This is a genomic window from Nocardia sp. NPDC004654 (assembly GCF_040609595.1).
Classification (GTDB): Bacteria; Actinomycetota; Actinomycetes; order Mycobacteriales; family Mycobacteriaceae; genus Nocardia.
The window spans coordinates 75,164-93,909 of record NZ_JBEXKI010000008.1 but is presented as its reverse complement, the minus strand read 5'-3'; the positions used below and the strand labels follow the sequence as shown (position 1 = coordinate 93,909).

Here is an 18,746-nt window from a genome sequence, read left to right as displayed (position 1 = left end):
TCAGTCATAGGTGATCCGGACCGTGTCGGTGACCGGAATCGCCTGGCAGGCGAGCACATAGCCGTCGGCCAGGTCTTCTTTCTCCAATACGTCGTTGCGCAGCAGCTTCACCTCGCCGTCGGCCAGACGGCACACGCACGCGCTGCACGCGCCCTCGCGGCAGGAGTAGGGCGCCTCGATGCCGCGGGCGAGCAGCACATCCAGCAGCACCGTCTCGCGCGGCCAGCCGAGTTCGTGTGTCTCGCCGTCGATCTCGACGGTGACGGCGGCGGCGTCCTCAGTGATGGTGTCTGCGGTGGACACCGGGGCGAACGGGTCGCCGGTGATCGAGACGAACCGCTCCGAGTGCACGCGATCGACGCCGAGTTCGGCCGCCGCCGACTCGACGGCGTCCATGAAAGGCTCCGGCCCGCACACGAAGACCGTGCGGTCCGCCCACGGCGCGAGCAGCGTCGCCAGCTGACCCGCCGAGGGCAATCCCTGCACCGATTCCAGCCAATGCACGACCGTCAGCCGGTCCGGGTGCGCCGCGGCCAGTTTCGCCAGTACACCGGCGAAGATCACCGAGCGCTCGTCTCGGTTGGCGTAGATCAGCGTGCAACGTGCCCGTCCCCGCGCCAGCGCCGATTTCAGGATGGACAGCACGGGCGTGATGCCGCTGCCCGCCGCGAGCAGCAGCAGATCGTCGTCGAGCGAGGCCGGTGTGAACACGCCCGCCGGGGGCAGGCTTTCGATATCCATGCCCTCGGCGGCGTTGTCGCACAACCAGTTCGAGCCGTAACCACCCGCCGTCCGCTTGACGGTGACCTTCAGCGGACCGTCCTCGTGCGGCGCGCTGGACAGCGAGTACGAGCGCGCCACCGAACCAGTGCGGTCGCTCGGGATCCGCAGCGTGAGGAACTGCCCCGGCCGGTACGCGGGCCGCGGGCCGGATTCGGGGACCAGTTCCAGCGACACCGCGTCGGCGGTCTCGGCGATCACGCGCGCCACGCGCAACCGGACGCTCACCGCCTCACCTCGCCAGCGCTCGACTCGGCCATGGGGAGAGCTGCCGCGAGTAGGTTTCGCTCCCTCACAGCAGATCCTCCTCTCGAGTGCTGAGCCCCAGCGCGCCCGCGATGACGGCGTTGTCGATGCTGCGACGCAGCGCGGCGCAGCCGGGGACGGGTCCGTCACCGTTGCTGCCGAGTTCGGAGCACTGTCCGACGGCGGCGGCGGTCCACTGCACGCTCGTGTGCGCCGGACTGAATTTCACGACGGCGACGCGGTTTCCGCAGGCCTGGCAGATGACAGCGTCCATGGCGCTCCCGCTCACGCCCCGCTGCTCGCGCGCTGGGCGGCCAGGTTGTCGGCGACCTCGGCCTCCCACGCGGTGATCGCGCGGGTGGTGTCGACCTCGAATTCGAAACGGGCGGTCATCTTCTCGTCTACCTCGGCGACGTCCCGATAGAACTGCTCGTACCAGCGCCGCAGCTGGTAGACCGGCCCGTCCTCCTCGCACAGCAGCGGGTTGTCGATGCGGGTCTTGCGCTTCCAGATCGCCACGTCCTGCTCGAAGCCGCGGCCCAGGCTGCCCGCGAACCGCACCGCCATCGCGTCGGCTTCCTCGGGCGCGAGACCGGGCAGCTTCTTGACGATCGCGCCGTACTGGAGCACGAACTTGGTCGGGGTCACCGGGTAGTGGCAGTTGATCAGCACCGCCTCCACGGTCTGGCCGTTGGACTCGTTGACCAGGTTGTCGATCATGTAGGAGGGGCCGTAGTAGTGCGCCTCGGAGTGCAGCACGTTCTTGCCGCCCGCCTCCTTGGCCAGCTCGCCCTGCATGTCCTCGCGGCCGATGGAGGTCATGTACTGGCTGGCGATGTGGCCATCGAAGACGTTCTTGAAATAGGTCGGGAAGGCGAAGTGCACGTAGAAGAAGTGCGCCATGTCGACCACGTTGTCGATGACCTCGCGGCAGTTCGCGCCGTCGATGACGATCTGGTTCCAGGTCCAGTCGCTCCACTCGTCGCTGAACGCGCCCTCGATGCGCGGGATGGTGATGTCCTCCGGCGGCGGGTTGCCCTCCGGGTCGTGCCAGACGAACAGCTGCCGGTTCTGTTCAAGGGTGGTCCACGCCTTGGTGCGGGCCAGCGGCGGCACCCGGCGCGCGTAGGGGATCGCGGCGCAGCGGCCGTTGCCCTTCCAGCGCCAGTCGTGGAACGGGCAGGCGATGGTGTCGCCCTTGATGGTGCCGTCGCCGAGGTTGCCGCCCATGTGCCTGCAGTAGGCGTCGAGCACGTTGAGCGTGCCGTCGGCGCCCGCGAAGACCACCAGTTCGGTGCCGAACGCCGTGATGGTGTGCGGCTGTCCGTCGCGGAAGTTGTCGGCGAGGCCGAGGCAGTGCCAGCCGCGCGCGTAGCGGGCGGGCGGGGCGCCGGTGTCGATCACGCGCACCTGATCGTCGGTGTTCGCCGTGCTCATGATGTCGGGTCCTCCAGAGGTATTTCGCTCAGGCCTATGTCGTTCCGGGCTATTTCGATGCTGTGACGGCGCTCGCGGCGCCGGTAGGCGTGGTCCCACTGATCGGGAGGACGCTCAGACCACCGCGAGCCGCTCGTAGCCGGACCGGTAGAACAGCAGCGGCGCGGCCTCGCGGTGTTCGCTCAGCTCGGTGACGTGCGCGACGACGATGGTGTGGTCGCCGCCGTCGACCTCCCGGTCGAGGGTGCAATCGATCCAGGCGATGGAGCCTTCCAGCAGCGGCGAGCCGTTGGGGGAGCGGCGCCAGCGTAGATCGGCGAACTTGTCCTGGCCGCTGCGACCCAACTGCCTGCACACGTCTTCCTGGTCGTGGGCCAGGATGTTGACGCAGAACCGGCCGACCTCGCGAATGCGCGGCCAGGTGGTGGACGTGCGGGCGGGGAAGAGGGCGACCGCGGGCGGATCAAGCGACAGCGCGGAGAACGACTGGCAGGCGAAGCCCAGCGGCTGATCGTCGGCGAGTGCCGTGATCGCGGTGATGCCGGTGCAGAACCGGCCCAGGACGGCCTTGAAGTCGAGATCGACGGCCATGGTGCTCCTAGTTTCGACTAGAAATATTCCGTTTCGTCATGACCGTAGGCGGCGGGGTGCCCGGAGTGTCAAGCACGGATTCCGGCTACCGAGAAGATCCGTACCGATCTCCGTAGTTTCCGGGATTCACGGTCGACGATGGCGCGGCACTGTGATGGGAGACACAAACACTTGTGCCGAAACTGCACATGCCTAATAGAAATACTTCTAAGCTTGATTCGCTACACAATGGAGGTGAGCCATGACGGTCGAGATGTTGACCCATCCCGAGTCCGGCGAGTGGACAGGTTCGGGTCGTGCGACCGCCAAGCCGGCCCAGCCGCCGGTGTCGATGATCGAACGAATGACGCTGATCCTAGATGCGTTCGACGGCGCGACACCGACTTTGACGCTGCTCGGCCTCGCCGAACGCACCGGGCTACCCCGCTCCACGGTGCACCGCATCCTCGATCAGATGATCCGCCTGCGCTGGCTCGCGCACGCCCCCGGCGGCTACCGCCTCGGCATGCGCACGCTGGAACTCGGCGGACTCGCCGCCGACCACAACGAGATTCGCGATGTGGTGAGCCCGCTGCTGCACGATCTGTGTCAGCGCACCGGGATGGTCGGACACCTCGGCGTGCTCGACGGACGCGAGGTGCTCTATCTCGACAAGGCGGGTGGACGCCTGGCCGCGACCATCCCCACCCGTCTCGGCGGCCGCATGCCCGCGCACAGCACGGCGCTGGGCAAGGCGCTGCTCGCGACGCTGGAACCCAGCATCGTCGAGGCGTCGTTCCGGGACCGGATGCCCCAGCTGACCGCCCGAACCGTCTGCGACAGAGGCGAATTGCACCGGGAGCTGAACCGGATCCGGCACCGCCAGGGTGTGGCCGTGGACAACGAGGAGTCGGTCAGCGGAATCGCGTGTGTGGCTGTGCCGGTGCGCGGACGCGGGGCCGCTGTGGCAGCGCTGTCACTGTCGGGGCAGGTCAGCGGGGAGCGGCCCGCGTTGGATACCGCTCGGCTGGCGCGGGTTCTCGTGGAGGTCGCGCACGAGGCGGGTCGCGCGCTGTTCCCGCGGCACGCGCGCTGGCGCTGAGTCGTTCGGCGTGAGGACAATCCGATTCCGGCGGCGCGCGGATATCGGGATTCGGGTCACATATCGCGAAACAGCGAGAGCCCCCATGCGGAGTTTCGTTCCTTCGGTTCCTCCTGGCTCACGCCGAGCAACGTGCCGAGCCCCTGGAAGGCACGTTCGCCGACCATCTGGCGGAGCGCTTCCGTATCGCCGGTGAAGCTTCCCTCGCGGAAGTTCGAGAACGTGCCTCCGACCTCGTACTCCTCGTTCGGGCACTCCCAGCAGTGATTCCCGATGAGGCCGACCTTGGCTTTCGTCGTCCCGTACACCCCGGAGATCCCCGCTTCGTAGAAGCCGTAGACGACGCCCCGCATCGTCGCGTTCCCCTGAATCTCGAGATTGCCCTCGAGGTACAGATGCCTGCACTCGACCGAGCCGGTCACGATGAGGCTGCCGGTCTCGTCGGTGGCGACCGAGCCTGTCGCAGAGAGGTTTCCGATCACGAGGAGCGCGCCGTCGTAGATGCCGAGATCCCCGTCGATCCGCAAGTCGCCGCGGTGCACCAGGGTGTCGTCATCGAGGCATGAGCGAATATCCTCGTCGAGTATCTTCTCCAGATCCGCCTCCGTCGCCCGCTCCGCGCGCCCGGTCTCGCTCAACGATTCGATCGACTCGTCCGCCACTGCCACTCCTCTTACCCCAATGCGTTGAAGACACTATCGCTTCCATCGCCGGGCGGGGAAGTTCCTCACCGCGGCCGCCGGATGTCGTGCCCGGCAACAGATCCGACGCCGCGTGATACGACACCGCCTTGGAATCCTCTGGCCGCCAACGTGTCCCGAGTTACGCCAGGCGACGATCTGAGTCACGGATGTATCCGGCCGGACTTCGAGACAGGGCCTAGTGCGGGATGGAATCGATGAGGGCGCGGGCGCCCTGGCGGAGCAGGTCGGCGCCGACGAAGAAGCCGAGGGCTTGCGGGTCCTCCGGCACGCCCCAGTGTTTCGCGTCGAGCCAGCGGCTGCCGTCGCTGTTGAAGACCTTGCCGTGCAAGGTGAGTCGGCCCGTGGGGTCGGTGGTGGCGTAACCGGCGATGGGCGAGTTGCAGTGGCCCTGGAGGGCGTGCAGCATGGCGCGTTCGGCGTCGGCGTGCCGGTGCGTTTCCGGATGGTCGAGTTCGCCGCCGACGTCGAGCAGCCAGGCGTCGTCGGCGCGGCATTCCAGCGTGATGACGCCCGCGCCGATCGGCGGGCACATGGTGTCGAGGTCGAGAATCTCGGTGATGCGGTGTTCCTGGCCGACCCGGTGCAGTCCGGCCACCGCCGCGATGAGCACGTCGACGTGCCCCTCTTCGAGTCGCGCCAGGCGGGTGTTCACGTTGCCGCGCAACGGTTTCACGGTGAGGTGCGGGAAGTGCAGATTCAGCTGCGCCTTTCGGCGCACCGAGCTGGTGCCGACCACGGTGCCCTCCGGCAACTCCGCGAGCTTCGCGCCGCTCGCGGTGATCACCGCGTCGTGCACGTCCTCGCGGGCCAGGAATCCGGCGAAGGCCAAGCCCTCCGGCACCGGGATGTCGCCGGGGATGTCCTTGAGGCAGTGCACGGCGAGGTCGGCCTGGTCGGTCTGCAGCGCGAGGTCGATCTCCTTGACGAAGGCGCCCTTGCCACCGAGTTTCGACAGATCCCCCATCCAGCGGTCGCCCGCGGTGGTGACCTTGACCAGCTCGCTGTCCACCCCCAGCCCGGCGAGCAGCGCCGCCACGTGCTCGGCCTGCGCGAGCGCCATGGGGCTGGATCGGGTGGCGATGCGAATGATGCGCGTCCGCGACATGGCGTGCACACTACTCCGGGGGTGTGCGCCCCGATAGCGAGGGCGGGGGCAGGTTGACCTGCGGGAGTATCGCGTCCTCGGGAACACCCAACCGGGCTGATCGCGAGCGGCGGGGGCTGGTGACCCAGCCCCCGCCCCGCGACTCAGTACGCGGTGCCGCCGGTCGCCGGTGTGCGGCCGTGCCGCATGACCAGCGCGATCAGCAGTGCGAGCGCCGAGGCGCCCGCCGCGACCCAGAACCCCAGCTCGTAGCCGCGGTCACCGAAGATATCGGGAATCGGGCTCGGCGGCGTCGGCTGACCGGCGACGGTGACCAGCGCCCGCATCGGACTGGCGTTGAGGAACGCGGTGACGATCGCCAACCCGATCGCCACGCCCATGGACTGCATGACCCCGAGCATGCCGAGGCTGATGCCCTGCTGTTCCTGCGGGACGGCCTCGACCATGAGGATCGGCATGGCCGCGTAATAGAAACCGAACCCGATGCCGAACGCGGCGCTGACCCACAGGAACACCACCCAGGTGTGCGGCAGCACGGCGTAGCAGACTCCCGCGCCGACGAACAGCGCGAGCGCGGCGATCAGCGGAATCCTGGCGCCGATCCTGCGGGCCAGCGCACCGGCCAGCGCGCCGCAGAGCATGGCGAGCACGGCTTGCAGCAGCGCGATGCGCACCGCGAATTCCAGTAGCGTGTAACCGTTTCCGTAGCTGTACCCGGGATCGAGCAGCACCTGCACGGCCTCCGGCGGCATCGGGTGTCCGGTCTGCTGCTGGATCTGGGCCAGCGTCGCCTGCTGCACGCCGGCGGTGACGGTGGCCTGGTCGGGCGTCTGCGTCATGTAGCCGAGCGCGTAGGACTGCACGCCGATCAGGAACGACGCGAACAGCGCGCCCGCGAGCACCAAGGCCACCCGCGGGTGGAACAGCAGACGCATGTCCATGATCGGCCTGCTGACCCGGGTCTCGATCACCACGAACAGCACCAGCAGCGCGAGCCCTGCCGCCAGCCAGGCCAGCGTGGTCGGCCTGCCCCAGCCCCAGTCGTGGCCCTTGTCCAGGTAGATCAGGGTCAGACCGGCGCCCGCGGACAGCAGCACCGCGCCGACGATATCGATGCGCTCGGGCACCCGCAGCTTGGACTCCGGCACCACGAACCAGACCAGCGGCAGCATCAGCAGCGTGAACCCGGCGAGAGCCCAGAAGATGGCGCGCCAGCTGTAGTTGTCCACCAGGAAGCCGCCGAGCAGCGGACCCGCGATGGCCGAGAGCCCGAGGCCGGTGGCGGTGATGCCGAGGCCGAGCGGAACATACTTGCGCGGCAACAGATCCCGGATCAGGCCGTAGGCGATCACCGCGGTCGCGATGGCGGTGGCCTGCAGGCCGCGCCCGATCAGGAACAGCGCCCAGTTCGAGGTGACCGCGTCGAGCAGGCAGCCGAGCATGAACAGCACGCCGCAGACGAGGAACATCCGCTTCTTACCCCAGACGTCGCTCATCTTGCCGATCAGTGGCGACGCGGCGGCGCCGATCAGGCCGAAAACGATGATGGCCCAGTTGATGTTCGCGCCGACGCCGGGAAAGGTCGGCGCGATCTTCTGCAGGGCCGCGGCGACGATCGTGTACTGCATCGGGGCGACCTCGGTGAACAGCACGATGACCGCGAGCACGGCGAAGATGCGGCCGCGCGACGCGCCGTCGAGTCGTCCGGTGTCGTCTATGGATTCGGTTACGACGCCCGGACTTTCGGTAGTCGCGGGGTCGCGGGGAATGGTGGACATGGATCGCCCTCCGATGTTCAGGTGATACGTGTTGTGAAACCTGTCACATCGGCGGTGGATCGATGCCGCGCGAATCCCACTCAACGGGATTTCTCACCCGTTATATGCCTAAGCGATATAGTCCTAGCGTGACCGAAGCCAAGCCTGTCCCCGCCGACGCCGGGGTTCCCGACCTGCCGACGACGAGCTGGGCCGTGCTCGGAATGCTCTCGCACGCCGAGGAACTGTCCGGCTACGACCTGAAGAAGTGGGCCGACTGGAGCCTGCAGTTCTTCTACTGGAGCCCGTCGTTCAGCCAGATCTACGCCGAGCTCAAGCGGCTGGAGAAGCACGGTTACGCCACGTCGCGGACGGTGCTGCAGGACGACGGGGTGCGCGGCAAACGGATGTACGCCATCACCGAGGCGGGTCGCGAAGCCGCCGCGCACTGGGTGAACCACGCGCCGGTGGAGGCGCCCGTCCTCAAGCACAGCGTGATGCTGCGCGCCTGGCTCGGCCATTTCGCCGAACCGGAGCGGCTGCGCGAGATTCTCACCGAACACATCGGCTACGCCGAGCGGATGCGCAAGCTCGCCGAGGTGGACGCCGAGGGCGCCGAGGAGAATCCGGACTGGGCCTACCCGGGTGCCGTGCTGCGCTGGTGTGTGCGCCACTACGAGGCCGAACGCGACTTCGCCAAGGAACTGCTCGCCGACGTCGACAAGCTCGCGGCCGGGCAGCGCCCGAAGCGTCCCGCCAAGGGCAAGGGGCGCCGCGCGTCCTGAGCGCCCACTGAGCGGGACTGCCGCTTCCTATATCGATTAGGGATATTTCTACTAGTCATATAGGAGGTGGTCATGGGTACCGAATTCGCAGGACAGCGGACGTTGGATCCGGTCGAGACGGCGATCGCCGCGATCGCCGCGGGCGGGATGGCGGTCGTCGTGGACGACGAGGACCGGGAGAACGAGGGCGATCTGATCCTCGCCGCCGAGCTGGCGACCACGGAGTCCATCGCGTTCCTGGTCCGCCACACCAGCGGCGTGCTGTGCGCCCCGATGGCGGGACCCGATCTGGACCGCCTGTCGCTGCCGCCGATGACCGCGGTCAACGAGGACCCGAAGGGCACCGCGTACACCGTGTCGGTCGACGCGGCGCACGGCGTCAGCACGGGAATCTCGGCCGCCGACCGCGCCCGCACGCTTCGCCTGCTCGCCGACCCGTGTACCAGGGCGAACGATCTGACCCGCCCCGGCCACGTCTTCCCGCTGCGCGCCCACCCGAGCGGCGTGCTCGGCAGGCCGGGGCACACCGAGGCGGCGGTGGATCTGGCCCATCTCGCCGGACTGCGCCCCGCCGGGGTGATCGCCGAGATCGTGCGCGACGACGGCGCCATGGCCAGGTTGCCGGAACTGCGCGAGTTCGCCCGCGCGCACGGCCTGCCGATCATCTCGATCGCCGACCTCATCGAGTACCGCCGCAGAGCCGAGCGGACCGTGACGCGCGTGGTGCAGACCAGGATGCCGACGAAGTACGGCGAGTTCCGGCTCGTCGGCTACCGCGACGAGCTCACCGGAACCGAATCGCTCGCCATGGTCTTCGGCGAACCGGGACGGGACGCGGTGCTGGCGCGGCTGCACTCCGAATGTCTCACCGGCGACGCGCTCGGCTCGCTGCGCTGCGACTGCGGCGATCAGCTGGACGCCGCACTGCGCGCGGTCGCCGCGGAGGGCAGCGGCGTGGTGGTGTACCTGCGCGGGCAGGAGGGGCGCGGCATCGGACTGCTGAACAAGTTGCGCGCCTACGAGCTTCAGGACCGCGGCGCCGACACGGTCGAGGCCAACGTCGCGCTCGGGCTGCCGGTGGACGCGCGCCGCTACGCCGCGGGCGCGGAGGTGCTCGCCGATCTGGGCATCCGCTCGGTGCGCCTGTTGAGCAACAACCCGGCCAAAGCGGCCGGACTCGAGGAGCACGGCATCGCCGTGATTCGCAGGCTGCCGCTGCAATCCGCCCCGACCGAGCACAACATCCGATACCTGCGCGCCAAGCGCGATCGGATGGACCACCAGCTGTCCGAGATGGATGCCGAGCTGGAGCGGGCGAGCTCTTGACGAAGGCCGGATCGAATCTTTTTCGGTGACGGGCGTCCGTCCAGTCTCGAATGCCCGCTATTAGCTTGCGGATTGCCGGCGTGCGAGTCGAGCACGGCGAAGAATTTCCGTTCGGGCCCTGCGAGGCGAAATGTGCTGGTTTCCTAGTCGAGACAGGATCGACAGTCAGCGAGTGGGGAGAGCCGGAAGCCGGAGACGACGGTGCACCGAATACCGATACAGCAGGGTAGTTTTCGGATGGGCTGGGTGTGGGCGTCCGTCGGCGCGGTGATCGCGGTGGTCGGCGTCGCGGTGATCGCGGTGGTCGGCGTCGCGGTGTGGGCGGTGCGGCCGGAGGCGGTCTCGTGCGAGTCGGCGCCGGGCGGTGGACAGGTCCTTCCGACGTGGTCACCGGTAACCGGTAACAGTTCCGGTGTGCCCGCGCGGCATTCGCCGCCGCTGCCGCCGATGCCCGGCGAGGCGCGGTACTACTCGTCCAGCTCGACCGTCGCCTGCTCTTACGAGGACCTACCTGTCGACGGGCTCTACGCGGGCCTGTCGTCCGCGGAGTTCGGCGGCGCCGACCTGTGCGGCGGGCATCTCGACGTGCGCGGTCCGCTCGGGGCGGTGCGTGTGCTCATCGCCGACCGTTGCCCGGGATGTGCTCCGGGGCAGCTGGATCTGAGTGCTGCCGCGTTCGACCGGATCGCCGACCGCGCAGACGGCGTCGCGCAGGTCAGCTATCGGCTGGTCCGGAATCCGGAGCCCGCACCCGAGCTCGGCTATGTGGTGAAGCCGGACTCCACGCCGGGCTGGCTCGCGATGCTGATCACCGGCACCGGAAACCCGATTCGTCAGGTCGCGCTGCGCGACGAGGAGGGCGCGCAGTGGCGGGAGCTGACGCGCGGGAAGGACAACTACTGGACCCTCGTGGGGGCCGGATCGGGGCCGTTCATCGCGCGGATCACCGACGCGTACGGACACGAGGCCGAGATCGTAGGCGTGTCAATGGATTCCGGCGCACAGCGGACCGGCGTGCGGTTGTACACCGCGGCCCCGGTCGAGCCCACACCCGTCGTTCCGCCCGCGACGTCGTGGGTGCGGGGCCAACCGGCGGTCACCGACCCGTCGGCGCTGTGCGTTCCCTAGCGTGCATCCGTCGCGGGACCGAGTTGCTCCTGGCGCGGCTCCCAGAATGGCGGACCATCATGGTCGACGCAGACCGAGTGCCCTCGAGGGGGCGTGAGGTCCCGCGCTGAAACCGAGCGACAACTCCTCCCGGAGCGGAAAATTCGCTCAGGCACTGCGAGCGCCCAGCACGATGCGCAAGAACCCCTGGCCCAGGGCGAAGTTCGTGGGATAACCGTATCGACGCCGGGGTATCCCTCGGGTAGGGCGGATCGAGCCCGTGAACCTCCACGGACGCAGCGATTCTGGGGCCGTCGTGTGCCCGATGCGCCGGGCGGCCCAGTCGCACAACGATTGTGCGATGACTCGGTCTCGCTTGGATCGAGTTGCTTGACGCAACTCACTGCCGCTCTTACCTTCGCGGATATAGCCGAGTGATTGTCACTGACAACCGTCACTCGGGTTTCTCACAACGGCGTGAGTGGGTGATCGTCATGGCGAACCGGAAGGTAATTCTGTTCCGAAAGCGACCTCTGGCAAGGGCTTTCGCGGTGCTACTGCTGGTGGTGGGGGTCGGGGCAACGACAAGTCTCGGCACGCAAGCGTCAGCGGACGCGTGCGCCGCGGTGGACGTGGTCGTCGCCCGAGGCACCGGGGAACCGGGGTGGTTGGGCAGTGTGGTGGGCGATCCACTGTACGGCACGCTGCTCCAGGCGCTTCCGGTCGACTCCACGGCGTACCGAGTGAACTACCCGGCGGACCTGCTCGTTCCGTCCTCGATCAGTGACGGCACGCGGGACATGACCGGTCACATCATGGCCCAGGCGGCGATGTGCCCGGATCAGCGGTTCATCCTGGTCGGTTACTCGCAGGGCGCGGTCGTCACGCACGGTGTGCTCGGCACCGGCATCGTGACCGCGCTGCCCGGCATGTACACGCTGCCTTACGAACTGGAGTCGAGGATCGCCGCGGTCCTGCTGTTCGGTGATCCGGTCCGCCTGATCGGATGGAACGTGCCGGGGTTGTACGCCTGGCGTACCGCCAACTACTGCACCGGCGGTGACCCGGTGTGCGGCGGCGGTTTCGATCCGGGGGCGCACGGCAACTACGGATGGGCGATGTGGCTCGCCGCGAACTTCGCGGCCGTCCGCGTCTGAGCATCGGACCGGGAATCCGGGAGGTGGGGTCGGCGGCGACGCCGGCCCCATCGCCGTGTGCGCGGACCTCGCGGACCGCAGAATGCTGCTGTCCACGAACGGAATTCGAGGGAATCGACGCGCTGGAAACGCCCTTCCTCGGCCGCCGTTTCCGAACGGGGCCGAACCTCTTCGAACCGGATCCGCCGCGCTGGCCGGTCATTCGGTGACGAAGTCGGCCATCATCGCCATGTCCTCGTGCTCCAGATTGTGGCAGTGCAGCATGAACGGGCCGGGGTAGTCGGTGAAGCGGACGGCGACCTCGACCGCCTCCGTGGGGTGGATGTCGACGGTGTCCTTCCAACCTGTGTCGAAGCGGCCCGGAGCGCGGTTGTTGCGGCCGATCACCTGGAACGGATCGAGGTGGACATGCACCGGGTGGTGGAAATCGGTGAGGAAGCGCCAGATCTCGACCGTGCCGAGTTTCGGGCGAGCCAGCGGCTCGCCCGGTGCGTAGAGCTTGCCGTTGATCGCCCACCCGTGCTCGCGCAGTTGGAAGTGGAAGGTGCGCACCGCGACGGCCGTGCTCGGGTCCAGCGCGTCGATGCGGCTCAACCGTTCCGGGATGGCGGTGTCGTCGCGCCGCGGTGAGCCGGTGACGTCGAAGCGCATGACCTCGGTGGTGCGCCCGGATCCGAATTCGTTGCGAAGGCGCACCAGTGTTCCCGGCCGGTAGCGCGCGAAATCGACTACGAGATCGACTCTTTCACCGGGTGAGAGGTCGATCGCGTCGTCGGCGACGGGTCTTTCGAGCAGCCCGCCGTCGCTGCCGATCCGAACCAGTCCGCCACCGCCGGGCGGCGGAGGATCCAGCGACAGCCGATAGCGGCGGGCGTTGGATCCGTTCAGCAGCCGGAACCGGTAGCGCGCCGGGTCGACCTCCAGCCGCGGCCACGGTGCGCCGTTGACGAGCAAGACGTCGCCGAGCACGCCGTTCATATATGCGTCGGTGACACCGGGGACGCGCAGCGCCGGATCCGCCTGCGGGTAGGCGAACGAGCCGTCCTCGGCGAAGGAACGGTCGGCGACCAGCAGCGGAATGTCGCGCTCCCCGGTGGGCAGCGGAAGTGCGGCTTCCTCGTCGTCGGTGATCAGGTGGAATCCGGCGAGTCCGCGCCAGACCGCGGGCCCGGTGAACCCGTGCCGGTGGTCGTGATACCAAAGGGTCGCCGCACGTTGGTTGTTCGGATAGTGGTAGTCGCGCTCGCCGTAGGAGACCTGCGTCGCCACGTGCTCGCCGTGGTGCGCGGTCGGCGCCGCGGTGTCGCCGCGCGGAAGGATGACGTCCATCGGGTAACCGTCGCTGTCGGCCGGTGTATGCCCGCCGTGCAGGTGCACCACCACCGGATGCGGCAGTTCGTTGCGGTGGCGCACCACCGACTTGCGACCCGCTCGCGCCCGAATCGTCGGACCGGGAAAGCTGCCGCCGTAGGTCCACGCCGGGGTGCGCAGGCCCGGCAGTATCGCCAAATCCGTTTCGCGCTGGATGATTTCGTAGTAATCCGCCTCCGAGTCGGTGCGCACCGGAGCGAGGACGGCAGGAACTGGCAGTGGGACCCGGAACGCCGGTGGCAGCGGCGCCGAGCTCGGTAGCAACCGGCCGGGTTGGCCCGGTGTGAGCAGCATGCCACCCCGAACACCCGCCGCGCCCAAGGTCGCCGCCACACCGAAACCCGCACCCGCCGCGAGCAACCCGCGCCTGCTCATCCGGCTCACGCGTGCCACCGCCACGCCCAGACCGTCATCAGCGCGGTGCCGATGGCCAGCCCCACGGCCAGCGGCACGTGCACCGCGAGGATCCGCTGTTCGCCGAGTGGGATCAGCGCACCGGCGAAAACGATTTGCACGAGGCTGGTCCGCACCGGCCAGGACGGTCCGGAACCGCGCCGCCACAGCAGGATCGCGGCGACGGTCTGCACGACCATCGCCAGGGCGACGAGACCTCCATTGCGGCCGTGTGCGGCCAGTGCTTCGAAGTGCCCGGACAGGAACTCGCCCGCCAGAAAGGCTTGGCTCAGCACAAGCGCCGCTTGCGCCGCGGTGACAGCTCGGAACAGCGCCAGTGGCCAGAATGCCGGGGTCGCAAGGGATTCGGTCATGGTCAGCGGGCCTGCCGCACGCCGCGACGCCAGATTTCGGCGATCGCGGAGGTCGCCGCGATGTCGGCGGTCGGGTCGCCGGTGACGAGCAGGAGGTCGGCGCGCAGGCCCGGCGCGATCCGGCCGCGGTCGGTGAGGCCGAAGTGGTCGGCGGGCAGGCTGGTCGCCGCAGCGAGCGCCCGCTCCGGCGACATGCCCGCCTCGGTGAGCAGCCGCAGTTCGGTATGCAGGTCGACGCCGTGCGCCGGGACGAACGGCGTGGCGTCGGTACCGGCCAGCAGGGGAACGCCCGCGCGGTGCAGAGCGCGTGCGACGCGCGTTGCGCCGTCGAGGGTTCCGGCCCGGGCGCAGTCCGGCGTCTGCGCGGACCGATCGCTGATCGCGGCGAAATACACCAGCGTCGAGACGACGAAAACGCCTTGCGCCGCGACCCGGTCGACGAGCGCGGTGTCCGGTTCCGTCCACACGTGGGCCAACCCGTCCACGCCCGCGTCCAGCGCGATGCGTACCTCGGCGGCGGTGAGGGCGTGCGCGACGACCCGCAACCCGGCCGTGTGCGCCGCGGTCACCAGCGCGGCCGCGGTGTCCGCGCCCAGCACCGGCAGTTCGGCGCCGTGCACCGCGCCGTCGTCGACGACGATCTTCAGGTAGTCCACGCCCTCGGCGAGGCGGGCGCGAACGAAACCCTCGGCCTGGTTCGGCCGCTCGATGGTGTCGAACGGTTCGACATCGAGCGCGTCCACACCGGGCGCCGCCAGCAGTTGACTCGGGTGTCCGCCGGGTGCGGTCGCCAGGGTGCCCGCGCTGCGAAAGTCCGCGACGTCGTCACGTTCGGCGGCCAGAGCCCGCTGGGCGACGAGTTGGCTCGGCAGGCAGAACATGTCGAGCTCGGTCGTGACGCCGTGGCGCAGCGCCTGTGCCAGGTTGTCGCCGAACACGTGCGTGTGCGCGTCGATCAGTCCCGGCAGCAGAGTCTTTCCCGCGCCGTCGATCTCGACATCGGCCGGGCCGCCGTCGTAATCGGCGATGCGGTCGTCCACGATCAGGACGGTGGCGTCCCGGCTGGTCTTCTCCCCGTCGAACAGGCGGACGTCGTGAATTACCGTGCGCATGGTGGTCTCCTTCGTTCTCGGCGGCGGGCGCCGCATTCGGAGATCAGGAGTGGCCGGGGCCGCACGAGTGTGACGCGGGAGTGAGATGGATCACCCCGAGGGGCCGCCGCGTCACACCGCGAGGACGCCAAGCACTCTCATGCTCGAGACGAGCGGGCGAAACAGGGAGATGTGATGGAAGACCGGACCGTGGGCGCAGTGGACACCGATGCCGCGACCGAGGTGTTCATGCGACACCGTGAGCTGCTGTTCTCGGTCGTCTACACGATGCTCGGCAGCGTCGCCGACACCGAGGACGTCCTTCAGGAGACGTGGCTGTCGCTGGCGCCGCGCGCTACGGCGCTGTCGGCCGAGCAGATCGGCAATCCGCGCGCCTACCTGGTGCGGGTGGCCGTGAATCAGGCGCTGGCCCGGCGCAGCGCGATGATCCGTCGGCGGGAAACCTATGTCGGACAGTGGCTTCCGGAACCCGTCGTGCGCGACGCCGAGCCCGAGCCGGACGCCGTCGACCGCGTGGTGCGCGCCGAGGCGTTCTCGATGGCGCTGCTGGTCGTCCTCGAATCGCTGACCCCGCTGGAGCGCGCGGTGTTCGTGCTGCACGAGGTGTTCGGCTACCCGCACACCGAGATCGCCGAGATCCTCGGCCGCAGCCCGGCGGCGGTGCGCCAGATCGCGCACCGCGCCCGCGGCCACGCGCAGGCCCGGCGTCCGCGCGGGCACGCCGACCCCAAGGCGTGCCGGGCGGTGACCGAACGGTTCGTCGCGGCGGCGATGGGCGGCGACCTGGAAGAACTGCTCGCCGTGCTCGCGCCCGACGTCACGCTGTGGACCGACGGCGGCGAGCGCGGACCGGCCACCAGCCTGCGCCCGGTGCACGGCGCGGGCGCGGTGGCCCGGCTGTTCGTCGAGGTGGCGCGCGGGCTGCGGCCCGGCTACCGAGTCCGGTACCGGGCCGTCAGCACCGATCCGTGCGCGGTGCTCTTCGACGGCGAGGCCCCGCTGGCCGTCGTCGTGCTGGACGTGACCGCCGAGGACACCGTGCGCGGCATCTACTCGGTCACCAATCCGGACAAACTCACGCACATCCGCTGAGCGGCGCTACCACTGCAGGCCGGGCACCACCCTGGCGACCCTGGCGGCCGGGTTCGGCAGCGCCATCAGCGGCATCAGCACCGGACCGAGCAGCGTCAGCGGGCTGCGGCCGTCCTCCGTCGTGCCGGGGGAGACCTGGGCCTGGGCCGAAACACCCTTCGCCGCACTGGATTCGCCGAACAGACGGAAACCCTGGTGCATGATCGTGCGCTTCACCGAGGGCATCAGGAGGTCGACCGCCTGGGCGAAGGTGCCGACCGGGGTGTCGATCCGGTGCGGGCGGTCCTCCAGCGCGCGCACCACGATGGCCGCGGCGCGGTCGGGATCGGGCACCGGCAGCGAGCGGTAGAGGTCGGTCGGCGCGATCATCGGGGTGCGCACCAGCGGCATCCGCACCGAGGTGAAGGTGATGCCCGCGTCCCGGTTCTCGACGGCGGCGATCTCGCTGAAGTTGTCCAGGGCCGACTTGCTTGCCACGTAGGCCGCGAAGCGCGGAACCTTGGTCTGCACCGCGATGGAGGAGATGTTGACGATGTGGCCGAAGCGGCGCGCCCGCATCGACGGCAGCAGGCCGAGGATCAGCCGCACCGCGCCGAAGTAGTTGACCGCCATGGTGCGCTCGAAATCGTGCATCCGGTCGGTGGAGTTCACCACCGAACGGCGGATCGAGCGGCCCGCGTTGTTCACCAGGTAGTCGACGTGGCCGTGGTCGGCGAGCACCGCGCGCACCAGGCCGTCGACGGCCTCGGGATCGGTGATGTCGCACGAGTAGATGTGCGCCGTGCCGCCCTCCGCACGCACCGACTCGGCCGCGGCGGTCAGATCCGCCAAGCCGCGCGCCACCATGAGCACCGTCGCACCGCGCGCCGCGACGGCGTGCGCGGTGGCCAGGCCGATGCCGGAGGAGGCGCCGGTGATGAGCACGATCCGGCCGGAAAGCGGGTCGCCGCTGACGACGGGGCGGCCCCGGTTCGGATCCAGGTGCGCGCGCCAGTACTGCCACAGCCGTTCGGCGTAGCTCTCGAACGACGGCACCGACAGGCCGCTGCCGCGCAGCTGCGCCTGGGTCGACTCCGAGACGAACTGCGAGGCGAAGGACACGTGCGGCGCGACCTCCGGCGGAATTCCCAACTGCGACAACAGGAAATCGCGGATCGCGGGCACTCCGGGCAGGTGCGCGAGACCGTGTAGCGCCAGCCCGCTGCCCGGCACCGGACCGATGCCGGTCGGCGCGCCCGCCGCCGCGGCGAGTGCGCTGTAGACGGTGTCGAACGGTTGCGGCTCCGGGTTCACCAGGTGGAAGGTGCGGCCGTCCAGGCCGGGCTTGCGCACCAGTTCCACCATCGCGGCCGCGACGTAGTCGACCGGGACGATGTTGGTCGCGCCCAGGTCGGGCAGCGGCATCGGCAGCTCGGACGGCAGACCGGCCAGCTTGGCGATGGCGGAGAAGAAGTAGTAGGGACCGTCGATCTTGTCCATCTCGCCGGTGCGGGAATCGCCGACCACGATCGCCGGTCGATACACCCGCCAGCGCACCCCGCGCGACTCGCGAACCAGCTGCTCGGCCGCGAATTTGGTGCGGTGATACGGGGAGGTGAGGTTCTGGCCGAGGTCGAAATCCTCCTCGAAGAACTTGCCCTTGTGGTCGCCCGCGACGGCCACCGAGGACACGTGGTGCAGCACCGCGCCGAGCTCGCGCGCCAGCGCGATCACCGAGCGGGTGCCCGCCACGTTGGCGGCGTGGGTGACGGCCTCGTCGGCGGTCATGTCGTAGACCGCGCCCAGATGAACGACGTGATCGGCCTTGGGCGCCTGGTCGCGCAGGCCGAGACCCTCCGCGGTCAGATCGCCGACCAGGGCGAAGACGCGTTCGCCGCCGTGCCAGCCCTCGGCCAATTTCGTGAACTTGGCTAACGATTCGGCGCGCACGAGCACGTGGACGATCGCGTCGGGATCAGTGTCCAGCAGCCCTTGTACGACCCGTCGGCCGAGAAATCCGGTTCCGCCCGTCACGATGTAGGAAACCATCGCGTCCCTCCTGCTGTTCACTCGAAACTTGTTGTCGCGCACCATTGATCCAACATGCGGCGGTGAATGCGGGCATCAACGAATCGGCCCCCGGTGACAGCGGTCGGGCCGAAAGTAGGAACACCTTCGTCCTGACTTATAGGAAACCGTAATGGGTTCAGCGTCGGCGGGGCAAGCCGATGGGCGTGCGTCACGGTGTGTGACTGCTCACCATCACCCCAGGTCAAACGGTATGTGTTACAGGCTTTTCCAGTTACCCCGCGTGATTATCACGATTCGGCAACCTTTCGGCGTACTTGG

General features: G+C 68.9%; 17 protein-coding genes. 6 read left to right on the top strand and 11 right to left on the bottom strand.

Features of this window, described 5'->3' with window-relative positions:
- The 4 genes from ABZV58_RS25900 to ABZV58_RS25885 all read right to left on the bottom strand — a co-directional run bounded on the left by ABZV58_RS25900 (position 1) and on the right by ABZV58_RS25885 (position 3,054).
- A complete protein-coding gene (locus ABZV58_RS25900; RefSeq protein WP_355002751.1) occupies positions 1 to 1,008 on the bottom strand; it encodes a ferredoxin--NADP reductase in 1,008 nt (335 codons plus the stop codon).
- A 64-nt stretch (positions 1,009 to 1,072) separates the two neighbouring features.
- Complete coding sequence (locus tag ABZV58_RS25895) at positions 1,073 to 1,315, bottom strand: hypothetical protein (RefSeq protein ID WP_355002750.1); 243 nt, start codon at positions 1,313 to 1,315, stop codon at positions 1,073 to 1,075.
- Complete coding sequence (locus ABZV58_RS25890) at positions 1,312 to 2,463, bottom strand: Rieske 2Fe-2S domain-containing protein (protein WP_355002749.1); 1,152 nt, start codon at positions 2,461 to 2,463, stop codon at positions 1,312 to 1,314. The genes ABZV58_RS25895 and ABZV58_RS25890 overlap by 4 nt, the downstream gene beginning before the upstream one ends.
- A gap of 114 nt (positions 2,464 to 2,577) precedes the next feature.
- The gene (locus ABZV58_RS25885; RefSeq protein WP_355002748.1) at positions 2,578 to 3,054 is read right to left on the bottom strand and encodes a flavin reductase family protein; all 477 of its coding nucleotides are present in this window, start codon (positions 3,052 to 3,054) and stop codon (positions 2,578 to 2,580) included.
- Between the two features lie 241 nt (positions 3,055 to 3,295).
- Here ABZV58_RS25885 and ABZV58_RS25880 point away from each other — a divergent pair, with 241 nt between their 5' ends.
- Positions 3,296 to 4,135: an IclR family transcriptional regulator gene (locus tag ABZV58_RS25880; RefSeq protein WP_355002747.1), complete on the top strand. Its 840-nt coding sequence runs from the start codon at positions 3,296 to 3,298 to the stop codon at positions 4,133 to 4,135.
- A gap of 56 nt (positions 4,136 to 4,191) precedes the next feature.
- On the opposite strand, the gene ABZV58_RS25875 is transcribed toward ABZV58_RS25880, so the two are convergent.
- From ABZV58_RS25875 to ABZV58_RS25865, 3 genes are all read right to left on the bottom strand, one after another.
- The gene (locus ABZV58_RS25875) at positions 4,192 to 4,797 is read right to left on the bottom strand and encodes a polymer-forming cytoskeletal protein (RefSeq protein WP_355002746.1); all 606 of its coding nucleotides are present in this window, start codon (positions 4,795 to 4,797) and stop codon (positions 4,192 to 4,194) included.
- A 217-nt stretch (positions 4,798 to 5,014) separates the two neighbouring features.
- The gene (gene hemC, locus ABZV58_RS25870) at positions 5,015 to 5,944 is read right to left on the bottom strand and encodes a hydroxymethylbilane synthase (RefSeq protein ID WP_355002745.1); all 930 of its coding nucleotides are present in this window, start codon (positions 5,942 to 5,944) and stop codon (positions 5,015 to 5,017) included.
- Positions 5,945 to 6,087: 143 nt separating this feature from the next.
- The gene (locus ABZV58_RS25865; protein WP_355002744.1) at positions 6,088 to 7,722 is read right to left on the bottom strand and encodes an MFS transporter; all 1,635 of its coding nucleotides are present in this window, start codon (positions 7,720 to 7,722) and stop codon (positions 6,088 to 6,090) included.
- 128 nt (positions 7,723 to 7,850) lie between these two features.
- Here ABZV58_RS25865 and ABZV58_RS25860 point away from each other — a divergent pair, with 128 nt between their 5' ends.
- The 4 genes from ABZV58_RS25860 (at position 7,851) to ABZV58_RS25845 (ending at position 12,076) form a co-directional block, all read left to right on the top strand.
- On the top strand, positions 7,851 to 8,486 hold the full coding sequence (locus ABZV58_RS25860; protein ID WP_355002743.1) for a PadR family transcriptional regulator: 636 nt from the start codon (positions 7,851 to 7,853) through the stop codon (positions 8,484 to 8,486).
- A gap of 72 nt (positions 8,487 to 8,558) precedes the next feature.
- Entirely contained in the window at positions 8,559 to 9,812 is a 1,254-nt protein-coding gene (locus ABZV58_RS25855) for a bifunctional 3,4-dihydroxy-2-butanone-4-phosphate synthase/GTP cyclohydrolase II (RefSeq protein WP_355002742.1), read from the top strand.
- 237 nt (positions 9,813 to 10,049) lie between these two features.
- A complete protein-coding gene (locus ABZV58_RS25850; RefSeq protein WP_355002741.1) occupies positions 10,050 to 10,940 on the top strand; it encodes an expansin EXLX1 family cellulose-binding protein in 891 nt (296 codons plus the stop codon).
- Positions 10,941 to 11,413: 473 nt separating this feature from the next.
- A complete protein-coding gene (locus tag ABZV58_RS25845; RefSeq protein WP_355002740.1) occupies positions 11,414 to 12,076 on the top strand; it encodes a cutinase family protein in 663 nt (220 codons plus the stop codon).
- A 198-nt stretch (positions 12,077 to 12,274) separates the two neighbouring features.
- Here ABZV58_RS25845 and ABZV58_RS25840 read toward each other — a convergent pair whose 3' ends face one another.
- Genes ABZV58_RS25840 through ABZV58_RS25830 form a run of 3 tightly spaced genes read right to left on the bottom strand, consistent with a single transcriptional unit; the run spans position 12,275 to position 15,326 of the window.
- The gene (locus ABZV58_RS25840) at positions 12,275 to 13,846 is read right to left on the bottom strand and encodes a multicopper oxidase domain-containing protein (RefSeq protein ID WP_355002739.1); all 1,572 of its coding nucleotides are present in this window, start codon (positions 13,844 to 13,846) and stop codon (positions 12,275 to 12,277) included.
- Positions 13,828 to 14,214, bottom strand: coding sequence for a hypothetical protein (locus ABZV58_RS25835; protein ID WP_355002738.1), 387 nt, complete (start codon positions 14,212 to 14,214; stop codon positions 13,828 to 13,830). The genes ABZV58_RS25840 and ABZV58_RS25835 overlap by 19 nt, the downstream gene beginning before the upstream one ends.
- Before the next feature lie 2 nt (positions 14,215 to 14,216).
- A complete protein-coding gene (locus ABZV58_RS25830; RefSeq protein WP_355002737.1) occupies positions 14,217 to 15,326 on the bottom strand; it encodes an amidohydrolase family protein in 1,110 nt (369 codons plus the stop codon).
- Between the two features lie 174 nt (positions 15,327 to 15,500).
- On the opposite strand from ABZV58_RS25830, the gene sigJ reads away from it, so the two are divergent.
- Positions 15,501 to 16,418: an RNA polymerase sigma factor SigJ gene (gene sigJ / locus ABZV58_RS25825; protein WP_355002736.1), complete on the top strand. Its 918-nt coding sequence runs from the start codon at positions 15,501 to 15,503 to the stop codon at positions 16,416 to 16,418.
- A 6-nt stretch (positions 16,419 to 16,424) separates the two neighbouring features.
- On the opposite strand, the gene ABZV58_RS25820 is transcribed toward sigJ, so the two are convergent.
- Positions 16,425 to 18,446, bottom strand: coding sequence for an SDR family oxidoreductase (locus ABZV58_RS25820; RefSeq protein WP_355002735.1), 2,022 nt, complete (start codon positions 18,444 to 18,446; stop codon positions 16,425 to 16,427).
- Positions 18,447 to 18,746: the final 300 nt, after the last annotated feature.

What these genes read in the sequence shown, in the direction of transcription:
- sigJ (WP_355002736.1), top strand. Translation starts at nt 15,501, where the DNA reads ATGGAAGACCGGACCGTGGGCGCAGTGGACACCGATGCCGCGACCGAG.
- ABZV58_RS25850 (WP_355002741.1), top strand. Translation starts at nt 10,050, where the DNA reads ATGGGCTGGGTGTGGGCGTCCGTCGGCGCGGTGATCGCGGTGGTCGGC.
- ABZV58_RS25835 (WP_355002738.1), bottom strand. Translation starts at nt 14,214, where the DNA reads ATGACCGAATCCCTTGCGACCCCGGCATTCTGGCCACTGGCGCTGTTC.
- ABZV58_RS25865 (WP_355002744.1), bottom strand. Translation starts at nt 7,722, where the DNA reads ATGTCCACCATTCCCCGCGACCCCGCGACTACCGAAAGTCCGGGCGTC.
- ABZV58_RS25890 (WP_355002749.1), bottom strand. Translation starts at nt 2,463, where the DNA reads ATGAGCACGGCGAACACCGACGATCAGGTGCGCGTGATCGACACCGGC.
- ABZV58_RS25820 (WP_355002735.1), bottom strand. Translation starts at nt 18,446, where the DNA reads ATGGTTTCCTACATCGTGACGGGCGGAACCGGATTTCTCGGCCGACGG.
- ABZV58_RS25830 (WP_355002737.1), bottom strand. Translation starts at nt 15,326, where the DNA reads ATGCGCACGGTAATTCACGACGTCCGCCTGTTCGACGGGGAGAAGACC.
- ABZV58_RS25855 (WP_355002742.1), top strand. Translation starts at nt 8,559, where the DNA reads ATGGGTACCGAATTCGCAGGACAGCGGACGTTGGATCCGGTCGAGACG.
- ABZV58_RS25880 (WP_355002747.1), top strand. Translation starts at nt 3,296, where the DNA reads ATGACGGTCGAGATGTTGACCCATCCCGAGTCCGGCGAGTGGACAGGT.
- ABZV58_RS25845 (WP_355002740.1), top strand. Translation starts at nt 11,414, where the DNA reads ATGGCGAACCGGAAGGTAATTCTGTTCCGAAAGCGACCTCTGGCAAGG.
- ABZV58_RS25885 (WP_355002748.1), bottom strand. Translation starts at nt 3,054, where the DNA reads ATGGCCGTCGATCTCGACTTCAAGGCCGTCCTGGGCCGGTTCTGCACC.
- hemC (WP_355002745.1), bottom strand. Translation starts at nt 5,944, where the DNA reads ATGTCGCGGACGCGCATCATTCGCATCGCCACCCGATCCAGCCCCATG.